Origin of the sequence: Leisingera sp. ANG-S5 (assembly GCF_000813925.1) — a bacterium.
Taxonomy (GTDB): domain Bacteria; phylum Pseudomonadota; class Alphaproteobacteria; order Rhodobacterales; family Rhodobacteraceae; genus Leisingera.
In genome coordinates, this window is record NZ_JWLH01000020.1 from 1 (window position 1) to 18,927 (window position 18,927).

General features: G+C 65.6%; 15 protein-coding genes. 1 reads left to right on the plus strand and 14 read right to left on the minus strand.

Annotated features, from left to right (window positions below; all coding sequences use genetic code 11):
* Positions 1-51: 51 nt before the first annotated feature.
* Positions 52-969: a MotA/TolQ/ExbB proton channel family protein gene (locus RA25_RS20020; protein WP_039174696.1), complete on the minus strand. Its 918-nt coding sequence runs from the start codon at positions 967-969 to the stop codon at positions 52-54.
* Positions 970-1,128: 159 nt separating this feature from the next.
* Positions 1,129-1,422, minus strand: coding sequence for a DUF2218 domain-containing protein (locus tag RA25_RS20025; RefSeq protein WP_039174698.1), 294 nt, complete (start codon positions 1,420-1,422; stop codon positions 1,129-1,131).
* Between the two features lie 267 nt (positions 1,423-1,689).
* On the opposite strand from RA25_RS20025, the gene RA25_RS20030 reads away from it, so the two are divergent.
* Positions 1,690-3,528: an ABC transporter ATP-binding protein gene (locus RA25_RS20030; RefSeq protein WP_039174700.1), complete on the plus strand. Its 1,839-nt coding sequence runs from the start codon at positions 1,690-1,692 to the stop codon at positions 3,526-3,528.
* A gap of 16 nt (positions 3,529-3,544) precedes the next feature.
* On the opposite strand, the gene RA25_RS20035 is transcribed toward RA25_RS20030, so the two are convergent.
* The 12 genes from RA25_RS20035 to speA form a co-directional block, all read right to left on the minus strand.
* Positions 3,545-3,835 (minus strand): CcdB family protein, encoded by a 291-nt coding sequence (locus RA25_RS20035; RefSeq protein WP_019296476.1) that lies wholly within the window; start codon positions 3,833-3,835, stop codon positions 3,545-3,547.
* A complete protein-coding gene (locus tag RA25_RS20040; RefSeq protein WP_039152654.1) occupies positions 3,823-4,077 on the minus strand; it encodes a type II toxin-antitoxin system CcdA family antitoxin in 255 nt (84 codons plus the stop codon). Before RA25_RS20040 ends, RA25_RS20035 begins: the two co-directional genes overlap by 13 nt.
* A 111-nt stretch (positions 4,078-4,188) precedes the next feature.
* The gene (locus tag RA25_RS20045; RefSeq protein WP_039174703.1) at positions 4,189-5,028 is read right to left on the minus strand and encodes a sugar phosphate isomerase/epimerase family protein; all 840 of its coding nucleotides are present in this window, start codon (positions 5,026-5,028) and stop codon (positions 4,189-4,191) included.
* Positions 5,025-6,314 (minus strand): DUF6005 family protein, encoded by a 1,290-nt coding sequence (locus RA25_RS20050; protein WP_039174706.1) that lies wholly within the window; start codon positions 6,312-6,314, stop codon positions 5,025-5,027. Before RA25_RS20050 ends, RA25_RS20045 begins: the two co-directional genes overlap by 4 nt.
* Positions 6,311-7,543 (minus strand): AMP-binding protein, encoded by a 1,233-nt coding sequence (locus RA25_RS20055; RefSeq protein ID WP_039174708.1) that lies wholly within the window; start codon positions 7,541-7,543, stop codon positions 6,311-6,313. Before RA25_RS20055 ends, RA25_RS20050 begins: the two co-directional genes overlap by 4 nt.
* A gap of 5 nt (positions 7,544-7,548) precedes the next feature.
* Positions 7,549-9,261 (minus strand): IucA/IucC family protein, encoded by a 1,713-nt coding sequence (locus RA25_RS20060; protein ID WP_039174710.1) that lies wholly within the window; start codon positions 9,259-9,261, stop codon positions 7,549-7,551.
* The gene (locus tag RA25_RS20065) at positions 9,248-11,014 is read right to left on the minus strand and encodes an IucA/IucC family protein (protein WP_052254319.1); all 1,767 of its coding nucleotides are present in this window, start codon (positions 11,012-11,014) and stop codon (positions 9,248-9,250) included. The genes RA25_RS20060 and RA25_RS20065 overlap by 14 nt, the downstream gene beginning before the upstream one ends.
* 296 nt (positions 11,015-11,310) lie before the next feature.
* Positions 11,311-13,296 (minus strand): TonB-dependent receptor plug domain-containing protein, encoded by a 1,986-nt coding sequence (locus RA25_RS20070; protein WP_052254320.1) that lies wholly within the window; start codon positions 13,294-13,296, stop codon positions 11,311-11,313.
* Between the two features lie 193 nt (positions 13,297-13,489).
* On the minus strand, positions 13,490-14,350 hold the full coding sequence (speB, locus tag RA25_RS20075; RefSeq protein WP_039174711.1) for an agmatinase: 861 nt from the start codon (positions 14,348-14,350) through the stop codon (positions 13,490-13,492).
* Positions 14,347-15,519 carry a carboxynorspermidine decarboxylase gene (locus RA25_RS20080; protein ID WP_039174714.1) on the minus strand — a complete coding sequence of 391 codons (1,173 nt, stop codon included), beginning with the start codon at positions 15,517-15,519 and terminating at the stop codon, positions 14,347-14,349. The genes speB and RA25_RS20080 overlap by 4 nt, the downstream gene beginning before the upstream one ends.
* 108 nt (positions 15,520-15,627) lie before the next feature.
* Positions 15,628-16,839, minus strand: a complete 1,212-nt coding sequence (locus RA25_RS20085) for a saccharopine dehydrogenase family protein (RefSeq protein WP_039174715.1) — start codon at positions 16,837-16,839, stop codon at positions 15,628-15,630.
* A gap of 77 nt (positions 16,840-16,916) precedes the next feature.
* Positions 16,917-18,803 (minus strand): biosynthetic arginine decarboxylase, encoded by a 1,887-nt coding sequence (gene speA / locus RA25_RS20090; protein WP_039174716.1) that lies wholly within the window; start codon positions 18,801-18,803, stop codon positions 16,917-16,919.
* Between the last annotated feature and the right edge of the window lie 124 nt (positions 18,804-18,927).

The following is an 18,927-nucleotide window of genomic DNA, read 5'->3' on the forward strand; positions in this document are numbered from 1 at the left end:
GTGAGGCTGGGCTTGCGCCGGGGGCGCGGGGCGGGGGCGAGCTGCATGGGGCTACTCAGCCGCCAGCGGCAGCGGATCGGGCGGGGCGGCAACGAAGATGCGGGTGGCGCTGTCCTCAATGTCGCGGCGGATGCGGGAGATCACGGCCTCAAACCAAGTGAGCGCGGCGGAGGCGGGGATCGCCACAGCCATGCCGGCGGCGGTGGTCAGCAGCGCCTCCCAGATGCCGCCGGCCAGCAGGGCGGGGTCGGCCTTTGAGCCTGCGGCCTGCAGCGCCTGGAAGGCGGCGATCATGCCCAGAACAGTGCCGAGGAGGCCCAGCAGGGGGGCGATGGTGGCAATGAGTTCGAGCGCGCCGAGGCCGGTGGCGGCACTGGCCAGATGCAGTTTGGCGACGCGGGCGGTTTCCTCGCGGGCGCGGTCCTCCGGCAGGCTGGCGGTGGCGTTGAGCGCGGCGACGACCACGCGGGAGCGGATGCCGCGCCGCCCTGCGGTGATGTCCAGCGCTTCGGCGCGGTTGCCGAACTCAAAAGCGGTGACAGCGCGGGCGGCCTTGCCGCGGGACCAGGCACCGATCAGGGCCAGCCGCCAGATCTTCCACAGGATCAGCGCCAGGGTGATGACAGACAGGGCAGCGATGGCCCAGATCGAGGGGCCGCCGTCGCGCAGGAAGTTCAGCGCTTTGGCAGAGGCATCGCCCGCCATCTGCGCCAGTTCGGGCTGGGCGGCGGGCGATTCAGCCGCGGGCTGCGGGGCAGGGGAGGCTGCAGGGTCCGCGACGGGGGTATCTGCGTCTGACGGAAGGGTTGGGGCCGGGGCAACCGCGGCTGTCGGCTCTGGCGCTGTTCCGGCGGCGGCGGGCGTGTCTGCGGTGATGGCAGGGACCGGGGCTGCCGGGCTTTCCTGCGCTGTGGCAAAGGGGGCCATGAGCAGAAGGGCAGCCGCGGCTGCGGGCAAACGAAGGGTCATGGACCGGTCTCCAGCCAGAGGCGCCGCAGGGGCGGCGTCAGATTGTCGGGATGGCTGGGCGGCCCCTGAGGGAGCGGGGAATGCCTTGCTGCAAGCGTCTCAGGGGGAAACGCGGGGTCACGGGTAGGAAAACCAACCCGTTTTGTCAAGATTATCGGGTCAGGCGGCGTCTGACTGCCAGGTCATGGCCACAAATTCCTCGCGGAAGGCGAAGCGGATGAGGTGGCGGTCGATGATGTCGCGCGCCTCGGCCAGGTCAGCTACATCCGGCGCAGTGACTTCGGCAGTCAGGGTGTTTTCTGTGGCCTGCAGGGTGGCCGGGCCCATTCCCAGCGCGATGGTGCCGCGGGTGTCATTGTGGTCCACGGGCACCTTATGCGCAAAATGTTTGCACAGCTGCTGCAGGTATTTGGAGGCGTTCGGGGTCTCAAAATGGCCCTGATCGGTGAGCATGTTGTAATCCTTAGTGTTTTACTCAGATTGCGGCACAATAACGCGCTGCAAGCCTGCTGCAAGCGGAAAACTGGCGCGCATTTTGCCGCCGGGGCGTGAATTTCGCTGCTGACAAGCGGGGCCTGGATGCGTAGAAGGGCCAGGCTGCGGTGCAGGCAGGATCCGCGCCCTTGCCCTTGTTAGACTCTGTTTTAAGGGCTTCGGGCGGGCGGATACGGCGACCCACATCTCAAGCGGTTCCACGAAAATCCTTGAGAGGCCTCCACAATGTTCCGGGCTTTTGAAAATCTTGTCGATCCCTTTGCGCCGGCCCATCAGGCGCCGCCGCGGGCCAATTTAAGGGCCTATTTGGCGCAGCAGCTGGGGCCCTACCGAAAATGGCTGCCGCTGATGTTTGCCACCGGCGTTTTGACCGCGCTGATGGAGAGCGGGCTGATCTTCTATTCCGGCCGGTTGGTCGATCTGATGGCGGAGACCGGCGCGGGCGCGTTCTGGGACGCGCATGGCACCGAGATGCTGCTGGCGCTGTTCTGTGTGCTGGTTGTGCGGCCGTCGCTGGTGGGGCTCAATCACCTCTTGCTGGAGCAGACGCTGTCATCGAACCTGCAGGAGCAGGTGCGCTGGCAGGCGCACCGGCATCTCTTGGGGCAGTCGGCGGGGTTCTTTCAGAACGATTTTGCCGGGCGGCTGAGCAACCGGGTGATGCAGATGGGGCCTGCGGTGCAGGACAGCGTGCATATGCTGTTCGAGGCGGTGCTGTTTGCCGTCACCTATATGATCGGCGCGGTGGTGGTGCTGTCGCAGATCGACTGGCGGCTGGCAGTGCCTTTGGTGGCCTGGGTCGGGCTTTATGGGCTGTATGTGCGGCACACCGCGCTGAATGTGGCGGCGACAGCTGAGAAGTGGTCCGATGCGCGCTCTGCCGCGACCGGGCGGATTGTCGATGCCTATGGCAATATCGAGACGGTGAAGCTGTTTGCCCGCGACGGGCAGGAGCAGGCCTATGCCTTGTCGGCGCTGCGGCGGCTGCGGACGCGCTATCAGCGGTTCCTGCGGATGATGACGCGGCTGGCGTTTGGCAGCATTGCCATCAACGGCGTGCTGATCCTGATCGTGGTGGCGCCTGCCATCTGGCTGTGGATGCGCGGGTCTGTCAGCGTTGGCGAGGTGGCGGCGGTTTCAGCCCTGACGATCCGCCTGAACGGCATGAGCGGTTGGATCCTGTGGGTGACGATCCGGCTGTTTGAGAACATGGGGGTGATCCGCGAGGGGCTGCGGTCTTTGTCGGCCGCGCATGAGGTGACGGATGCGCCGGGGGCAAAGCCCTTGAAAGTGGCCCATGCCGAGGTGCGGATCGAGGGGCTGCGGCACCATTACGGCAACACGGCAGGCGGGGTGAACGGCATTGATCTGCATATCCCGGCAGGCCAGCGGGTTGGCATCGCCGGGCCGTCGGGGGCGGGGAAATCGACCCTGATCAACCTGCTGCTGCGGTTCCGCGACCCGGAAGGCGGGCGCATCCTGATCGACGGGCAGGACATCCGCGGCGTGACGCAGGAGAGCCTGCGCAGCCGGATCGGGGTGGTGACGCAGAACACCTCGCTCATTCACCGCTCGGTGCGGGCCAATATCATGTACGGCAACCCTGGTGCCACGGAGGCAGAGATGGTTGCTGCCGCCAAGCGGGCGGAGGCGCATGAGTTCATCATGGGCCTGCGCGACCACGCGGGGCGGACCGGCTATGACGCCCATGTGGGGGAACGCGGCGTGGCGCTGTCGGGCGGCCAGCGGCAGCGGATCGCGATTGCGCGGGTGGTTCTGAAGAACGCGCCGGTCCTGATCCTGGATGAGGCGACCTCGGCGCTCGACAGTGCGGTGGAGGCAGCGATCCAGAAGACTTTGCTGGACGTGATGCAGGGCAAGACGGTGATTGCGATTGCCCACCGGCTGTCGACGATTGCGCAGATGGACCGGATCGTGGTGCTGCAGGAGGGGAAGATTGCCGAGGACGGCAGCCACACCGAACTGCTGGCGCGGCAGGGAGTCTATGCCGGGCTGTGGCAGCGTCAGGCGGGCACGGCGGAGCGGGTGGCGGAGATGGTGTGATACTGAGGCGGGAGGCCTAAACGCCCGCCATCAGCACATCCACCGCACGGGTGATCAGGTCGCCCTGATCCGCAACAGAGCCGGTGCGGCGCAGGCTGGCGCGGCGCACCGCTGCGATCAGCCGGGTTGCCAGGATCAGGCGCTGGGTGTTGTGCGTGATTTCCGGGTTCAGGTGCGTCACGGCCGGGTAGTTTGGCAGCAACGGGATGACAACGACGGACGGGTCGGGCGGCAGCAGATCGCTTTCGATCACGACCATGGAGATACCGTTGTATTCCGCGACGTCGAAGCGGGTCAGTCCTTCCACGAGGTTGCCCCTGGCGCAGTCATGATGTCAGCCAGCGGGTGGCCGTGCTGTTCGTGCCAGTCGGATTGCGCGGCAAAGGCATCGGCGTTTTCCTTCAGCCACTGCTTACGCCGTGCCTCGGCAACGGCCTGCATCAGCGCGGTCTCTGCCACTGCGGAGACGTTGATGCCGAGAGCCTTGGCGCGGTCCAGCGCCTGCGCATCCAGGGTCAGGGAGGTCTTGCGTTTGGCGGTGGCGGTCATGGGGATATGCTCCGGTGTTATACCGCCAACATATACCGTCCGAGTATATATCGCAAACTCCGGTGCGCCTTGCGGGGCGCACCAGGTGTCAATTTGGCAAGGTGCCGACAGTCAGACGGCCTCTGCAGTTTCTGGCATGTCGCTTTGGGTTCGGGTGCGAATCTGGGCGATATCGCTTTTTAGAGTCTGGAAAACCGCATCCCCGAACCATTCCAGAGAGGCCTCGCAGGCGGGATCCTGGGCTAATTCGGCCAGCAGCCGGGAGTAGTCATAGGCGCCTTCGAACAGCGGCACCATGCCGTCGCGGCTGCCTGCGGCGCTGTAGACGTTGGCGGGGGCAAAGACGTCCAGCCGGTCGCGGGTGGAGACGTTTTTCAGGTGGTAATGGGCGATGCGGGGCAACAGGATGCGGCGGGCCTCCACCGGGTCGTCGCCGCCTTCCCAGACGTGCAGCGCGTCGAAGTTGATGGCGAGCGCGTCGTGGTCCGTGGCGTCGATCAGATCGCAGGTCGCCGTTAGCGAGTCGGCGAGGGTGCCGGGGTGGGTTTCAACAAGCAGGCGCAGCCCGTGATCCGCGGCGATGATGCAGGCCTCGCGCAGGGCGCGGGTGGTCTGGCGGCGTTCTTCCGGGGTGGCATCGGCGCTGGCCTGCTGGCCTGCAAAGGTGCGCATTTTGCCAGCCCCCCAGGTGCGGGCCTGGGCGCAGAGCGCCAGGGTGCGGTCGCGCAACAGGTCCGGGTCATGCAGCGGCAGGTAGTCGCTGATCATCGGCACCGACAGGCCCTGCGCCGCCATCCATTGGGCGTTGTGAATGGCCAGCGGCGATTGGTTGCGCGCGTGCACGCCCCAGAGCTCGATGCCCTGAAAGCCGTTGTCGCGGGCCCAGAAGGCGATTTCCTTGAGCCCGATCAGCTGGTGGCGGAAGGAAATGGTGCAAAGCGAAATTTTCATGCCGGAACCTCCTGCGGCTGGGGGCTGGCCGGGCGGCAATTCTGGGCTGGCAGGTTGATGGCACACCAGGTGTCAAACTGGGCGTGCAGCGCCGATTTGATGGTGAATTCGAGCTGGTCCAGCGCATCCAGCGCCGCGAACAGGTCGGGGATCATGGCGCGGTCGCCTGTATGGGCGATGCGGGCGGCGAGGAAATGCAGGCTGCGGAAGCCCTCGCAGAGCGCCTCCACCCGGTCGCATTCGGCGTCGAAGGGTTCAAACGCGGTGTCCAGCTCTTGCCAGAAGAAGGCAAAGGCGTGCTCATAGGCGTATTTGCGCAAGGAGAGCACCGGCATTTCCCGCACCGCGCGGCCGAGGTCCGCCAGCGCCAGCGGGCGGGCGGGGTCGCAGTGGTAGCTGAAGATCCGCCGCAGGGCGGAGGTCAGCAGGTTGTCATCGGCGCGGAAGGTTTCAGTGAAGTAGGCGGCCAGATCCTGCGCCTGCGGTGCCTGCGCATCGCCGCTGTTCAGGATGTATCCGCCTGCCACCGTCGGCTGCGCCATCGCGCTCAGGATGGTCTCGCGCGGCAGGTCACCGCGCCAGCGGTAGTCCGGGTCATAGAGGTGCCAGAGGTCCGGATCATCGGTCAGTTCGATGATGACGTAATGCGGAAAGGGGTTCTGGTTGTACTTGTTCTCGCGCTCCGGCAGGTGGAACATATCTAGGAAGACCACCAGCTGCGCGTCATCGGATTTGGTGGAGAGGAGCTGTTCGAAGCGGATCAGGTTTTGCTCCTTGGTCTGACTGTGGTCGTACCACTCGCGCACCGGGATGCTGTAGAGCCGTTCGACCCAATCGGCATAGAGGTCCTGGGTGATCTCCTCGCTGTGGTAGGCGAGCTGCATCGCAGGCGTCACTGCAAAGCTGCTGTCCCAGGTGCCGAAGTAGAAGGGGCGGAAGTTCAGGTGCTCATGGCGGCGGATCGCGGCGCAGAGACAGCTGACGAAGCAATGCACGGTGATCTCGCTGGGGGCGGGGGCGGTGTCTGCCTGCGGCGCGGGCTCTTCGCCCAGCAGCATCCGGATCAGCCCGTCGACGGTGGCGAAGTCATCCTTGGACAGCTCGCGCTCGGGCATCTCGATGCCGTGGTCGGTTTCCAGATGCAGCATCAGGTTGATCAAGATCACCGAGTCGATGTGCAGGTCGTCGTTCAGCACCGACTGGGCGGAGAAGTTCTGCATATGCGGGTTGGCAAGCGGGCCGGAGAGGGTCTGGCGGATGGCCTCGAGGATATGGTCGTAGGTCATGCGTCTGCACTCTCCGGTGTGAATTTCGCGGCGATTTCGCGGCGGCTGATCTTGCCGTTGGCCTGGCGGGGCAGGGCAGGCAGATGCCGGATCAGGGCGGGCTGCTGGTAGTCCGCAAGCGCTGCGCGGCAGGCCTGGCGGATGGTGTCTTCACTGGCGGTGCCGGCATACAAGAGCCCCGCGCGGGCGCCGGAATGCGGGTCGGGCAGGCGGAAGGCGACGGCGTCACTGACGCCGGGCAGGGCCATCACCGCCTTTTCCACGTCCTGCGGATAGACGTTGAGGCCTGCGACATTGATCATGTCATCGGCGCGGGCGGTGAAGACCAGCATGCCGCTGTCATTGAGGTGGCCGAGGTCGCCGGTGTCGATCGTCTGCCCGGCGATGGTAATGCGGATTGCCTCTGGATTGCTGCTGCACCCGGCGGCCAGGGCCACATGCGGCAGCGGCTGGCCGACGTCATAGGGGTTTTGCAGATCGGGGTTGATGGCGACACAGCCGGCCTCGGAACAGCCGTACTGCTGGAACAGATAGGTGGTGCGGGCGCGGATCAGCTGGAACCAGGCCTCTGGCAGCACGGTGCCGGAGGTGTTGGCGGCATAAAGCCTTTGCTCCGCGGGCAGGAGGCGGGCCAGCGTGTGCAGCATCGCAGGCGAGGTGTAGAGCAGCGGCTGATCGGTCTCGCGCAGGCGGCGCAGGATGTACTTCGGGTTCAGGCTGTCGATCACCACCGGCACATGGCCGCGGTGCAGCGCCACGAAGACGCCGGCAATCAGCCCGTAGGAATGGGTGACGGGGCAGGCGATCACCGGAGTCATCGCGGCGCTGGCGGTGAAGAAGGCGGCGTAGCTTTCGACCTCTGCCGCGATTTCCGCCCAGCTGCGGGTGATCACCTTGGCGGCACCGGTGGTGCCGGAGCTCATCTGCACCAGAACGCCGCCGCGCGGGGCGGTGCCGGCTTGCGGCAGGGCGGTCTGTTTCAGCCCGTCGCTGAGCATCACATCGCAGCCCGCGGCCTGGGCCATGGTGCGGGCGGTTTCTGGCGGGATGCCCGCGTGGATCGGGAAGACGCCGGCGCCTTGCGCGCGCAGGTACAGAAGCGCCGAGAGCGCGGCGCCGGCGTTCTGCATGTGCAGGCCGTAGCGGTGCGTGGCGGGATCCATCAGCACGCGGTCCAGCCGCGCTGCAAGGTCCGAGGGGTCGATGGTCGTGTCGTTCAGAACAAACATGGCGGTTATCCTTTTCCGGTGGCCAATGCGTTGGCGATCAGGTGGCCGTGCTGCGGATTATCAGGCTCTAATTTCCGGGAAATCAGGCTTTCGGCGCGGATTTGAGGGGTGAAAGGGGCAAAGGCGGCCTGCCGGTCCTGCAGGTCGTGTTCGGCGGCGTAGCGGTCCAGCCGGGTGCGGACCCGGCGCCAGAAGGTGGCCTCTGCCAGCCCGTAGTGGCGGTGCAGAAGATCCGAGAGGTCGGCGAGGTTGAAGACAAACAGCGTATCCATCACCAGCCAGCGGAGTTCTTCCGGCCCGGACATGCGGTGGAACTTGTCCAGCGGCGCATCCTTGTAGACCGGGTCGATCTGCGCGAGGTCCGGGCAGAGATCCGGATGCGAGAGCAGCTCTGGCACGTATTCCAGGCTTTCGTGGAAATCGCGGGCAATCAGGCCGGTTGGCCAGCCGTTTTCATGCCGCAGGATCAGGTTCTGGCCATGCGCCTCCAACCCGATGCCGTGGGCTGTCATCAGGTGCCAGATGGGCAGCACCGCAACCTCGATCAGCCGGGAAAGCCAGGCATCCAACCCGTGGGCTTCGATCCATGGGGCGATCAGCGGCCGGCCATCGGGGTCCGTGAGGGAAAGGGCATTGAACGGCATCATCTGGTCTGCAGGCAGGCTGAGCGAGCCCGGGCTGTGCCGCCAGATCGCCGCCAGATGCCCGTCCAGCGCGGTGCCGCGGCCGGCGGTGATGGCGGCGTATTCCGGCAGGATCGTCAGCGGGTAGCAGCTGGTGAACAGCGGGTCGCCTGCCAGCACATCCGCCAGCCATTGGGAGATGGCGGGGGCGACAGCAACCGATTCCGGTGCGAGGGTGCGCAAGGACGAGGTATTGCGCATGGCCATCGCGGTTTTCACATGGGCACGGGCGGGGTCCGCGGCATTCATCAGGGTGCGGATCGACTGGGTGGCGCGGTAAGGGTCACCGATGGGGCCGGTCTCCGTCAGCTGGCCGCCGTTGCGCCATGCGTTGAACAGCGGGTCGTTCTGCAGCCTTGCGTGCTGCCAGGGGTGCAGGGGCAGCAGGCGGACGTCTTGCAAGGGCACGCCCTGGGCTTGGGCCAGCGCGGCGATGCGCTGCCATTCTTCGCGGCCCAGTTCCTGTTCCCAGAAGTCCTTGTGCGGCAGAACCTGCTGCACCAGATCGCGGTGGAGCAGCACACCGGTCAGGCGGAAGGTTTCGCCGTTTTCAGGCCCGTAGGCGAGGTGGTCGGCGTCCGAGAACCCGCTGCGGGCCTTGTAGCAGGGGTGATAGGGGTGGCCCTCGTGCAGGGCGGTTTCAAGGGCGGAAATGCCCAAACGGTGCCGCCGGGTTGCGGCGGGGATGTGCAGCGCGGTCAGATCGCTGAGGTGTTCGGTATGGCGGAGGTCGGCGCGCAGGATGTCCAGCGCGGGGGAAGGCTCTGCCACCGCTGCTAGCACGTCTTCGGCGGCGGCTGGGCGCCATTTGGTGCTGTCATGGATCTCGATGCTGCCCTCCTGCAGCCGGTAGCGGCCAAAGGCGCCGCGGCGGCCGCGGGCGCGGAACTGGGTCCGGCGCAGGGACCAGTGGATGGTCTGGCTGCGGTCCAGTTGCAGCGATGCGGCCCAGCCCTCGCTGAGCAGCGCCTCGCACAGCTGGCGCAGCACGCGGGGTGCGGACGACGCGCGGCTCAGGGTCTCATGCAGGGACATCGGCGCGCTCCTGCAGGGAGTGAGCCTGTGTCGCGGCGATCGGGTTCGGCATCTGCAGGAACAGGCCTTCTTGCGCGTCTGTTTCCAGCTCATCCATGTTGCGGGCGCGGGTCAGCAGGTTGGCCTTGGCGCTGAGCGCAGGGGCGGTCAGCAGGTAGCGGGCGAACTCTGCCCCGGCGCCGCTGAGGCGGCTGGCGGCCAAGGTCAGGCGGCGGCGCAACTGCTGCAGCAGCGAGGGCTCCGGCACCAACCCGTCGCAGCCGATGCGGCGGATCACTGCGAAGATCTGATTGACCACCAGGTAGTAGGCCATCCGCTCATTGATGTGGGCGCGCGGGTAGACCAGGGCGGGCTGCTGTGCCAGCGAAGGTTCCAGCGCGCTGAGGCGGGGCAGGGCGTCCTGGGCGATGAAATATCCCTGATTGTCGCGGTAGTAGCCGCGCGACGGCAGGCCGGTGCTGAGGTCCAGGAGGCTGTTCTGCTGGTGCGCCTCCAGCGCGATGCCGTGGCGGTCGTAAAGGTCCAGCACCGGGTCGAGCATGCAGGTGAGATAAGCCTCGAACCACAGGCGGGAGGTGTCTGCCGGTGTCTCGCCGTGGTCGGCTGCCAGCCGCTGGATAAGGCGCGTGAGCAGCGCGGTGCGGCCCGGCAGCGGGTCGGCGGTGAGGGCGGCTAGGTTGTAGACGCCCTGGCCCGCGGTGCTCATGAAGGGGTTTTCGCGGAAGATCACCTCAAAGCCGCTTTCGCTGCGGCCCGGCAGGGTGAGGGTCAGATAGGCCGGGTCGTTGAGGATGCAAAACCGCGGATGCAGGCTGCCGGCGCCGAGATGGTGCAGCAGCCGCGCCATGCAGACGCCGGTTTCCAGCTCATTGTGCTTGGTCACGCGCAGGGAGTTGGTGAGCCGCACGGGAACCGAGAATTTCAGCATCCAGGGGCAGTTTGCTGCGTAGAGCGTGCGCAGGGAGGAGGTGGCGGCGAAGGGGCTGCCGGCCTCGCCCAGATCGCGCAGGCGGCCTGTTGCCAGCAGCGCCTGCACCGCCGGGTCCAGCCGCAGCATCTGCGCCTGCAGCGGGTGGGCGGGGATCAGCACCTCATCAGGGCGCAGCCGGAAGGCGCCGTCGAGGCCGGGGATCTGGCGGAGCATGTCTGCGGCGGGCAGATTGACGGAGCCTTCTGTGACAAGTGTCTTGTCCGCGGCAAAGAAGGTGAGGCGGAATTCGCCCGCGTATTCCGGTGCATAAGCCGTCTGCTGCCAATTTGTCAGCCCGTCGCGGCTTTTGGGGGTGGGGTGCAGCCAGTGGCCGAAGGTGAGCGCCTGTTCTGCACTGAGGAAGCCGTCCGGGTCCGGCTTTCCTGCGTGACGGCGCAGGTTCTGCTCGATCCCGGCGTTGCTGTTGAAGAGGCCGCGCAGGAATTCCGGCAGCTGGCCTGCGTCGCGGCTGTTGAGCCGGGCAAAACACTCCTGTGTGATCAGGGTCAGGACCTGCACCGCGGGGGCGGATTGCCAGGTGCTGGAGGTATCAAACTGGATTTGCGCCGGGCCGAAGGTGTGCGGGCCAGTGTCGGAAAAATAGGTGATCCTTAGCCGCAGCCGGGCGGGGATGTGGCTGAGCGGGATCTCCACCGTGCTGCGGTCATCGGCCAACACGGCGCTGCCGGGGGTCATTTCGCGCAGATAGGTGTTGAGGAGCGCCTGAAGCGAGGCGGCCTGCGCGGCGGTGGCGGCGCAAGGGATGCTTTGGTGGAGGCTCATCACTGGCCTCCCGTCAGGGGGCGGGCAGGGTGCATGGGGTCTTCCCGTAGCCGTGCCGCGGCGCAGGCGGACCCCGGCGGTGCCGGGCCGTCGTGCCGGGTCTGTTTTTGACAGGAACTAGCGGGAAGCTGGCTGCGAAGCGGCGCGGGCAAAAGGCTGGCCGCCGGCTGTGAAGGTGCCTTCACGCCCCGTACTTAGCCTGTGCGGCGGGACGGGGAAAGGGATTTCTGAGTATTTTAGTGAGGTTTGCGGCTTCCGGCGGGGAACCGCCGGAAGCCGCGAGGTCCGAAGCTGCCTCAGAACTTGAGCGTGGCAACAACAGAGATGTTGCGGCCCGGTTCGTTGAACGCAGTGATCGTCGAGGAGGTGTATTCGGTGCCATAGGTGGCGCGGTCGGCGTAGGTCTTGTCGAACACGTTGTCGATCCCGGCGCGGATGGTCAGCCCGTTCAGCGACGGCGGGCTGTATTCGGCAAAGAGGTTCAACACGCCGTAGCCCGGCTGTTTCTGGGTGTAGGTTTCGCTGACACCGTTGTCGTTGGACAGTGCGGCCTCGACGCTGCCGCCGACCAGCAGGTTCATGGTGGGGATTTCCTGCTGCACCTCAAACGCCAGCACCTTGCCGATCGGGGTGCCGGAATCGACCAGGTAGAAGCTTTCTGCCGGGCCGCCGTTGAACGACACATCGCTGTTGTTCATGGTGAAGCGGGCGAAGCCGCTGTCCCAGCCATAGGTGGCGGCGATGTTGAAACCCTTGCTTTCGAAGTCGTTGCCACCTACGGCACCGGCGCGGGAGACTTCGCGGACGTTGTCGATATTGGTCTTGAACAGCTCACCGCCCAAGGTCCAGTTGCCGCGCTGCCAGTCGGCACCTACGACGATGTTCCTGGCGCGTGAGGACTGCAGGTTCGAGTAGTCCCACGCCTGGTAGAACAGGAAGTTGTCCTCCAGATCATAGCCGCCGAAGACGTTGGAATAGCCAGCCCGCAGCGACAGGGAGTCGGTCAGATCATAGACCACCGACAGGTTGCCGCTTGCGCCGGAGGCTGAGCCGGTGAAGGCGGTGCCGGATTGGGCGAAATCCTGGCCGGTGAAGTCCTGCCAGTCATAGCGCAGGCCTGCGGAGACGCTGAGCCGGTCGGTGGGTTCCAGCCGGGCCTGGGCGAAGATGCCGATGTTCTTGCTTTCCTCACCGGTTTTGCCGTTGGTCCAGGTGGCGTTCACAGAGCTTTCGCGCTCCTGGTAATCCACCCCGGCGGTGATGGTGTTGCTGTCGGACAGGTGGAAGTCGTTCTGCAGCGTCAGCGAATAGGTGTTGGAGCTGGTCGCGGTGGAATCGCCGAACGGGTCGGAGGGGCGGTCGACGTTGATTTCCGAGAAGCCGAGGGTTGCCGACGGATCCCACAGGCCGGTCTCGTTGCCGCTTTCATAGCGCAGCGAGGCGATGCGGCGCTTGGTGTAATAGGGCGCAAAGCCGCGGCTGCTGGCGCCGAAGTTGGGCTGGAAGTTGCGGATTTCATTGTCCTGTACTTCCTGCAGCGACAGTTCGATGCGGTCGCCCTGATCGCCTTCATAAGCGAATTTCAACAGGCCTGCGGTCAGGTTCGCGCCGGAGCCGGTCACCTCGAGGCCGTCGCCGTCCTCGAAATTGTCGCCGGTGGAGCGCTTGGCGTAGCCGAGGATTTCAAAGCCGCCGCTTCGCCCCGCAAGCGTCAGCGAGCCCTGGGCGGTGTTGCCGTTGCTGGAATAGGACAGGCGGGACTGGCCGCCGAAGGTTTCGCCGTCTTCCAGGATGTCCCCGGCGTCGATGGTTTCCATCACCACCCGGCCGGCCAAGGCGCGGGGGCCGGCATCGGCGGGGGCAACGCCGGGGTCGACGCGCACCGATTTCATCAGGCCGGGGTCGAAGGCGTTGGCGCTGACGTGGTGGAAGGTGCGGTTGTTCTGGCTGACGCCGTCCACCTGCACCGCGAGGTTCAGCATGTCGACGCCGTTGACAAAGATCTTCTGCGCGATCGGGATGCCGCCGCCGACGGAGACCGAGGCGATGCCCGCAAACAGGTCCTTGAGGTCGCCCATTGCGGCGCGTTCGATCTCGGCGTCGGCCACATAAACCGATGTGGCGCGGTCGGCGGCATTGCCGATGGCGTCGCGCTGTTTGACCACGATGGGGTCGAGCGACAGGACCTCGTCTTCCTCGGCCAGCGCGGCGGAGGCGGTAATGAGTGTGAGCGCGGTGCTGCAGAGCAGCCCGGACAGGCGGATGCTGGAAGTTCGTGCCATGATTAACCCGTGTTCTTGGAGCTGTTAGCTTGGGTTAAATCCTGGCTCGCCTTTTCAAAGGCTTGGGCCTGATAGGGAGGTGCTGCGCCTGGCGCAAGGGGGTATTGTTGAGTAAATTAGTTTGTTATGCACTGTTGCAGTTTTGCCGCGCAAGCGATGCGGCCGGAAACAGATGCCCCCGGCCGCGGGCGCGTTACTTGGCTGCTGCGAAGGACATCAGCGCATAGGTGATCTGGGCGGTGGTGAATTCCGACACCCGGCTGTCCTCGGTCGGTGCCAGCTCCACCACGTCGCAGCCTGCCAGATTGCGGCCCGCAAGGGCGCTGCGCACGATGTTCAGCGCCTGATAGTAGCCGAGACCGCCGGGGACGGGCGTGCCGGTGGCGGGCAGGATCGCCGGGTCCAGCCCGTCGACGTCAAAGCTGACATAGACATCCTGCGGGAAATCATCGGGCAGGGTCACGGAGTGGATGTTGCCGGTGACCAGTTCCTCTGCGTCGATGGAAATCACGTTGCAGGCGGCGCGGCGGTCGACCTCTTCCTGGCTCATGGCGCGGACGCCGTACTGGGCGATGCGGATTCTGTCTTCCTCTGCCAGTAGCTGCATCACCGAGGCGTGGGAGTGGCGTTCGCCCTGATAGGCCTTGCGCAGGTCGGCGTGGGCGTCGATCTGGACGATGCCCACGGGGCGCCCCAGCGCGCGGGCCACGCCGCGCACCGCGCCGTAGCTGAGCGCGTGCTCGCCGCCCAGCGTCACCGGCACCGCGCCTGCGGCCACTGCGGCCTCGGTGCGGGCGGCGATGCGTTCCATTACCTGGGGCAGGGGGCCGGTGCAGTCGACGGCGTCTTCGGTCACGATGCCCGCGGCGCAGGGTTCCGCGTCGCGGTAGAGGCGTTCCAGCTCGACGCTGGCCTCAAGGATGGCCTCCGGGCCGCCCTCGGTGCCGCCGCCGTAGGAGACGGTACGCTCCAGCGGCACCGGAATCACCCGGAACCGGGCGGTGGCGGGATCGCGTTCGGCGTCGCTCAGTTCGCCTTCGAGGAAGTAGGTCATGACAGACGGTCCTTGAAATCGTCATAGGAGGGGGTGCGCAGGAGTTTCAGCGCGTCAGTATCGGAGTTCCACAGCGCAATTGCGGGCAGGGGAACGCCGTTGAAGGTGTTGGTCTTGACCATCGAGTAATGCGATTGATCAAGAAAGGCGATGCGGTCGCCGGGCTGCGGCGGGGTGGCAAAGCCGTAATCGCCGATCACATCGCCCGCGAGGCAGGACGGGCCGCCCAGCCGGTGCGGCGGCACGTCCGAGACTTCGCCCAATAGGTCGGGGCGGTAGGGGGCCTCGATCACGTCGGGCATGTGGCATGTGGCGGAGATATCGGTGATCGCCAGCGGCATGGCGTTTTCGGCAACATCCAGGATCTCCCCCACCAGGATGCCGGAATGCAGCGCCACCGCCTCGCCCGGCTCGATGAAGACCTCGACATCGTAGGTTTCGCGGATATGGCGGATCAGGGCGATCAGCCCGTCGCGGTCATAGTCCGGCATGGTGATGTGGTGGCCGCCGCCGAGGTTGATCCATTTGAGGCTCGACAGGCGGTGGCCCATCTTCTCTTCCAGCGCGGCGAAGGTGCGCTGCAGCGGTTCGAACAGCTGTTCGCAGAGCGTGTGCATATGCAGGCCCTCGACGCCCTCCCAGTCCTGATCGCTCAGCTGCGATACCGGCGTGCCGAGGCGTGAGCAGGGGGCGGTGGGGTCGTATTTCTCGTTCCAGCCCTCGGAATGCTCGGGGTTGACGCGCAGGCCGATGGAGATGGTCTCGCCGCCCGCGCGGGCCTCTGCAATCAGCGGCGCAAAGCGGCGGTGCTGGGCCGGAGAGTTGAAGATCAGGTGATCCGACAGGCGGATAATTTCCGGCAGATCCTCGGCCTTGAAGCCCGCGGAATAGGTGGTGACCTCGCCGCCGAATTCCTCGCGCGCGAGCCGCGCCTCGTAAAGGCCGGAGGCGCAGGTGCCGGACAGGTAGCGCCGCACCAAGGGGGCGACGGCGAACATCGAAAACGCCTTGAGCGCCAAGAGGACGTTGGCGCCGGAGGCATCCGCGACCTGTTTCAGGATCGTCAGGTTGCGTTCGACCGCAACCTCGTCGACCACAAAACAGGGGGAGGGCACACGGTGCAGGTCGAAGCGGGCAAAGCTGTCGGTGGAGAGCGCTTTGATGTCCATGGCGGGGTCTTTCGTTGCGGCGGGAACGGAAAGGGCCGGCTTCTGAAGAAACCAGCCCGTATGTCTGGCCGCGGACAGTGGATGCCCGCAGCCGGTGTCTTGGAGCGCTTAGAACTCCGGGTGGCCTTCCAGTTCGACCACCTGCCAGGGCAGGCCGTCGGTGTTCAGCATGTCCATGAAGGCATCCGGGTCCAGCTGTTCGGTGTTCCATACACCCGGCTCGCGCCAGGTGCCGTTCATCACCATCGCGGCGCCGATCATTGCAGGTACGCCGGTGGTGTAGGCCACCGCCTGGCTGCCGACCTCGGCATAGCATTCCTCGTGGTCGCAGATGTTGTAGATGTAATAAGTCTTCTCTGCGCCGCCGTCCTTGGCCGGGCCGGTAATGATGTCGCCGATGCAGGTCTTGCCCTTGGTCAGCTCACCCAGTTCAGAGGGATCCGGCAGCACGGTTTTCAGGAACTGCAGCGGGATGATTTCCTGGCCGTTGTGGATCACCGGCTCGATGCTGGTCATGCCGATGTTCTGCAGCACGGTGACGTGGTTGATGTAGGCATCGCCGAAGGTCATCCAGAAACGGGCGCGCTCAATCTCCGGGAAGTGGGTCGACATCGACTCCAGTTCCTCGTGATACATCAGGTACATGTTCTTCTTGCCCACTGCAGGGAAGTCGAACTCGTACTTATGGGTCATCGCCGGGCTTTCGATCCAGGCGCCGTTTTCCCAGTGGCGGGCCGGGGCGGTCACTTCGCGGATGTTGATTTCCGGGTTGAAGTTGGTGGCAAACGGCTTGCTGTTGTCGCCGCCGTTGCAGTCCAGCACGTCGATCAGGCGGATGCCCTCCAGCTTGTGCTTGCGCACCCAGGTCGCCATGATCGAGGTGACGCCCGGGTCGAAACCGGCGCCCAGAATCGCGGTCAGGCCTGCATCCTTGAAGCGCTCCTGATAGGCCCACTGCCATTTGTATTCGAACTTGGCCTCGTCCTCGGGCTCGTAGTTGGCGGTATCGAGGTAGTGAATGCCGGCCTCCAGGCAGGCGTCCATCAGCACCAGGTCCTGATAGGGCAGGGCCAGGTTCACCAGCAGCTCGGCGCCGGTTTCCTTGATCAGCGCCACGGTGTCGGCGACATTCATCGCGTCCAGCTGCGCGGTGCGGATGGTGACGCCGGTGCGTTTCTTGACGTTGGCGGCGATCTCTTCGCATTTGGAGACCGTGCGGCTGGCCAGGGTGATCTCCTTAAAGATCTCCGGGTGCATGGCCATCTTGGTGACCGATACGGATCCGACGCCGCCGGCGCCAACAACCAGAACCTTTTCCATGTTTTTTTTTCCTTTGCAGATGGGGCCGGGGCCCCGGTGTTCCGATGTGCCCCTGGGTGGTCAGCCGGGGGGCGGCTTCAGTCGAAATAGGTGCTGCCGGCAAGGCTGTCCTTGTAGGCGGCAATCATCTGGCGGCGCTCCGCGGCGTTGACCTTGCCGGATTTCACGGCGCGTTCCACCCGCTTGCGGAAGGTCTCCAGGCACTGGCGCGGGTCGTATTCCACATAAGACAGCACCTCGGCGATGGTATCGGCCTCGGTCTCGTGCTCGATATCAAAGCCGCCCTGGCCGTCCAGAGAGATGGTGACCACGTTGGCATCGCCAAACAGGTTGTGCAAGTCGCCGAGCGTTTCCTGATAGGCGCCGACAAAGAACACGCCGATCAGGTAATGCTCATCCTCGCGCAGGTCGTGGACCGGCAGGGCGTTGGAGGTGCCGTCGGCGAGGATGAAATGATCCAGCTTGCCGTCGCTGTCGCAGGTGATGTCGGTGATCATCGCGTTGCGGGCGGGCATCTCGTTCAGGCGCTGCAGCGGCATCATCGGGTGCAGCTGGTCGATCGCCCAGACGTCCGGCAGCGACTGGAACAGCGAGAAGTTGCCCTGGTAGTGGTCGGTGAAGGCGCCCAGGGCGCTGGCGGCCTCGGTCAGGCTGTCGTCGCCGCGGGCGGCGGATTTGAACAGGCCCGCCAGATACAGGAAGCCCTGCTCGGCGCGCGACAGCTGCGCCAGCCCGATCTGGCCGCGGCGGAACAGCGCCCGCAGTTCATCGCGGTAATAGATCGCGTCGTTCAGCGCCTCCTGAAAGCGCGGCGCGCCGATATAGGCCTCCACCGCCATCAGGTCGGAGACCAGGTGGTGGTCGTCGGGCTGCACCTGCGGCTTTTGCGGCGCATCGTACAGCGTGGCGCCCAGCACCTCGAAGATGAAGATCGAGGAATGCGCCACCACGAAGCGGCCGCTTTCGGTGACGATGGTGGGGTGGGGCAGGCCCGCCTCATCCAGTGCGTAGCGGATGGTTTCAACGATGTTGGTGCAGTATTCGTTGACGGTGTAGTTGACCGAGTTGTCGTCAGGGCGGCGGGCGCCGGTGTAGTCGACACCCAGGCCGCCGCCGAGGTCCATGTGGGTCAACGGCGCGCCCATGCGGGTCAGTTCCACAAAGAAGCGGCAGGCCTCGTCCGCTGCGCGGCGGATGTCGAAGATGTTGGGCACCTGGCTGCCGAGGTGGCTGTGCTGCAGCACCAAGCAGTCGAGGAAGCCGCTGTCGCGCAGCCGGTCCATCAGCGTCACCAGATCATGGGCTCCAAGGCCGAAGGTGGAGCGGTCGCCGGAGCTGGCCTGCCATTTGCCGGTGACGCGCTCGGTCAGCTTGACCCGCACGCCCAGAAGCGGGCGGATGTCCAGATCCTCTGCCACCCGGCGGATGATGTCGAACTCGTCCAGCGTCTCAATGACGATGACGGTGTTGTGGCCCAGCTTGCGCGACAGGATTGCCAGCCGGATAAACGCCTCATCCTTCGATCCGTTGCAGATCAGCAGCGCATCCTCGGGCAGGGGCTGCGACAGGGCAATCATCAGCTCCGGCTTGGAGCCTGCCTCCAGCCCGTAGTTGAATTTCTGGCCCGCGGCCATCAGGTGGCCGATCACCTCAGCCTGCTGGTTCACCTTGATCGGGAACACGCCGCGGTACTGGCCCTTGTAGCCCGCAGCTTCAATCGCGCCGTTGAACGCCTCATGCAGCTGGTTCAGCGACTGTTCCAGGAACTGATGCACCCGCAGCACCACAGGGGCGGAAATGCCGCGCGCCTCAATCGCCGCGATCACCTCCGGCAGCGGGGTCGGCTTGGCGTCCGGGTCCTGCGGCAGGCGCAGCGCGACGGCGCCGTCCGGGGTGACCTCCAGCATGCCGCTGCCCCAGGCGTCGAGGCCATAGAGGCCCTCATAGGTCTCGCCGCCGCTCATCGGCTTTGCGCCTGTGCCGGGCGTTTCAGGAAATCGGAGAGGGGGAGCCGGTGCGGCATCGCGGGGCCTTTCTGTCCAGAGTTCGAGGGGGCTGGGAGGTGCAAAGCTGACGGTTCGGGTCGAA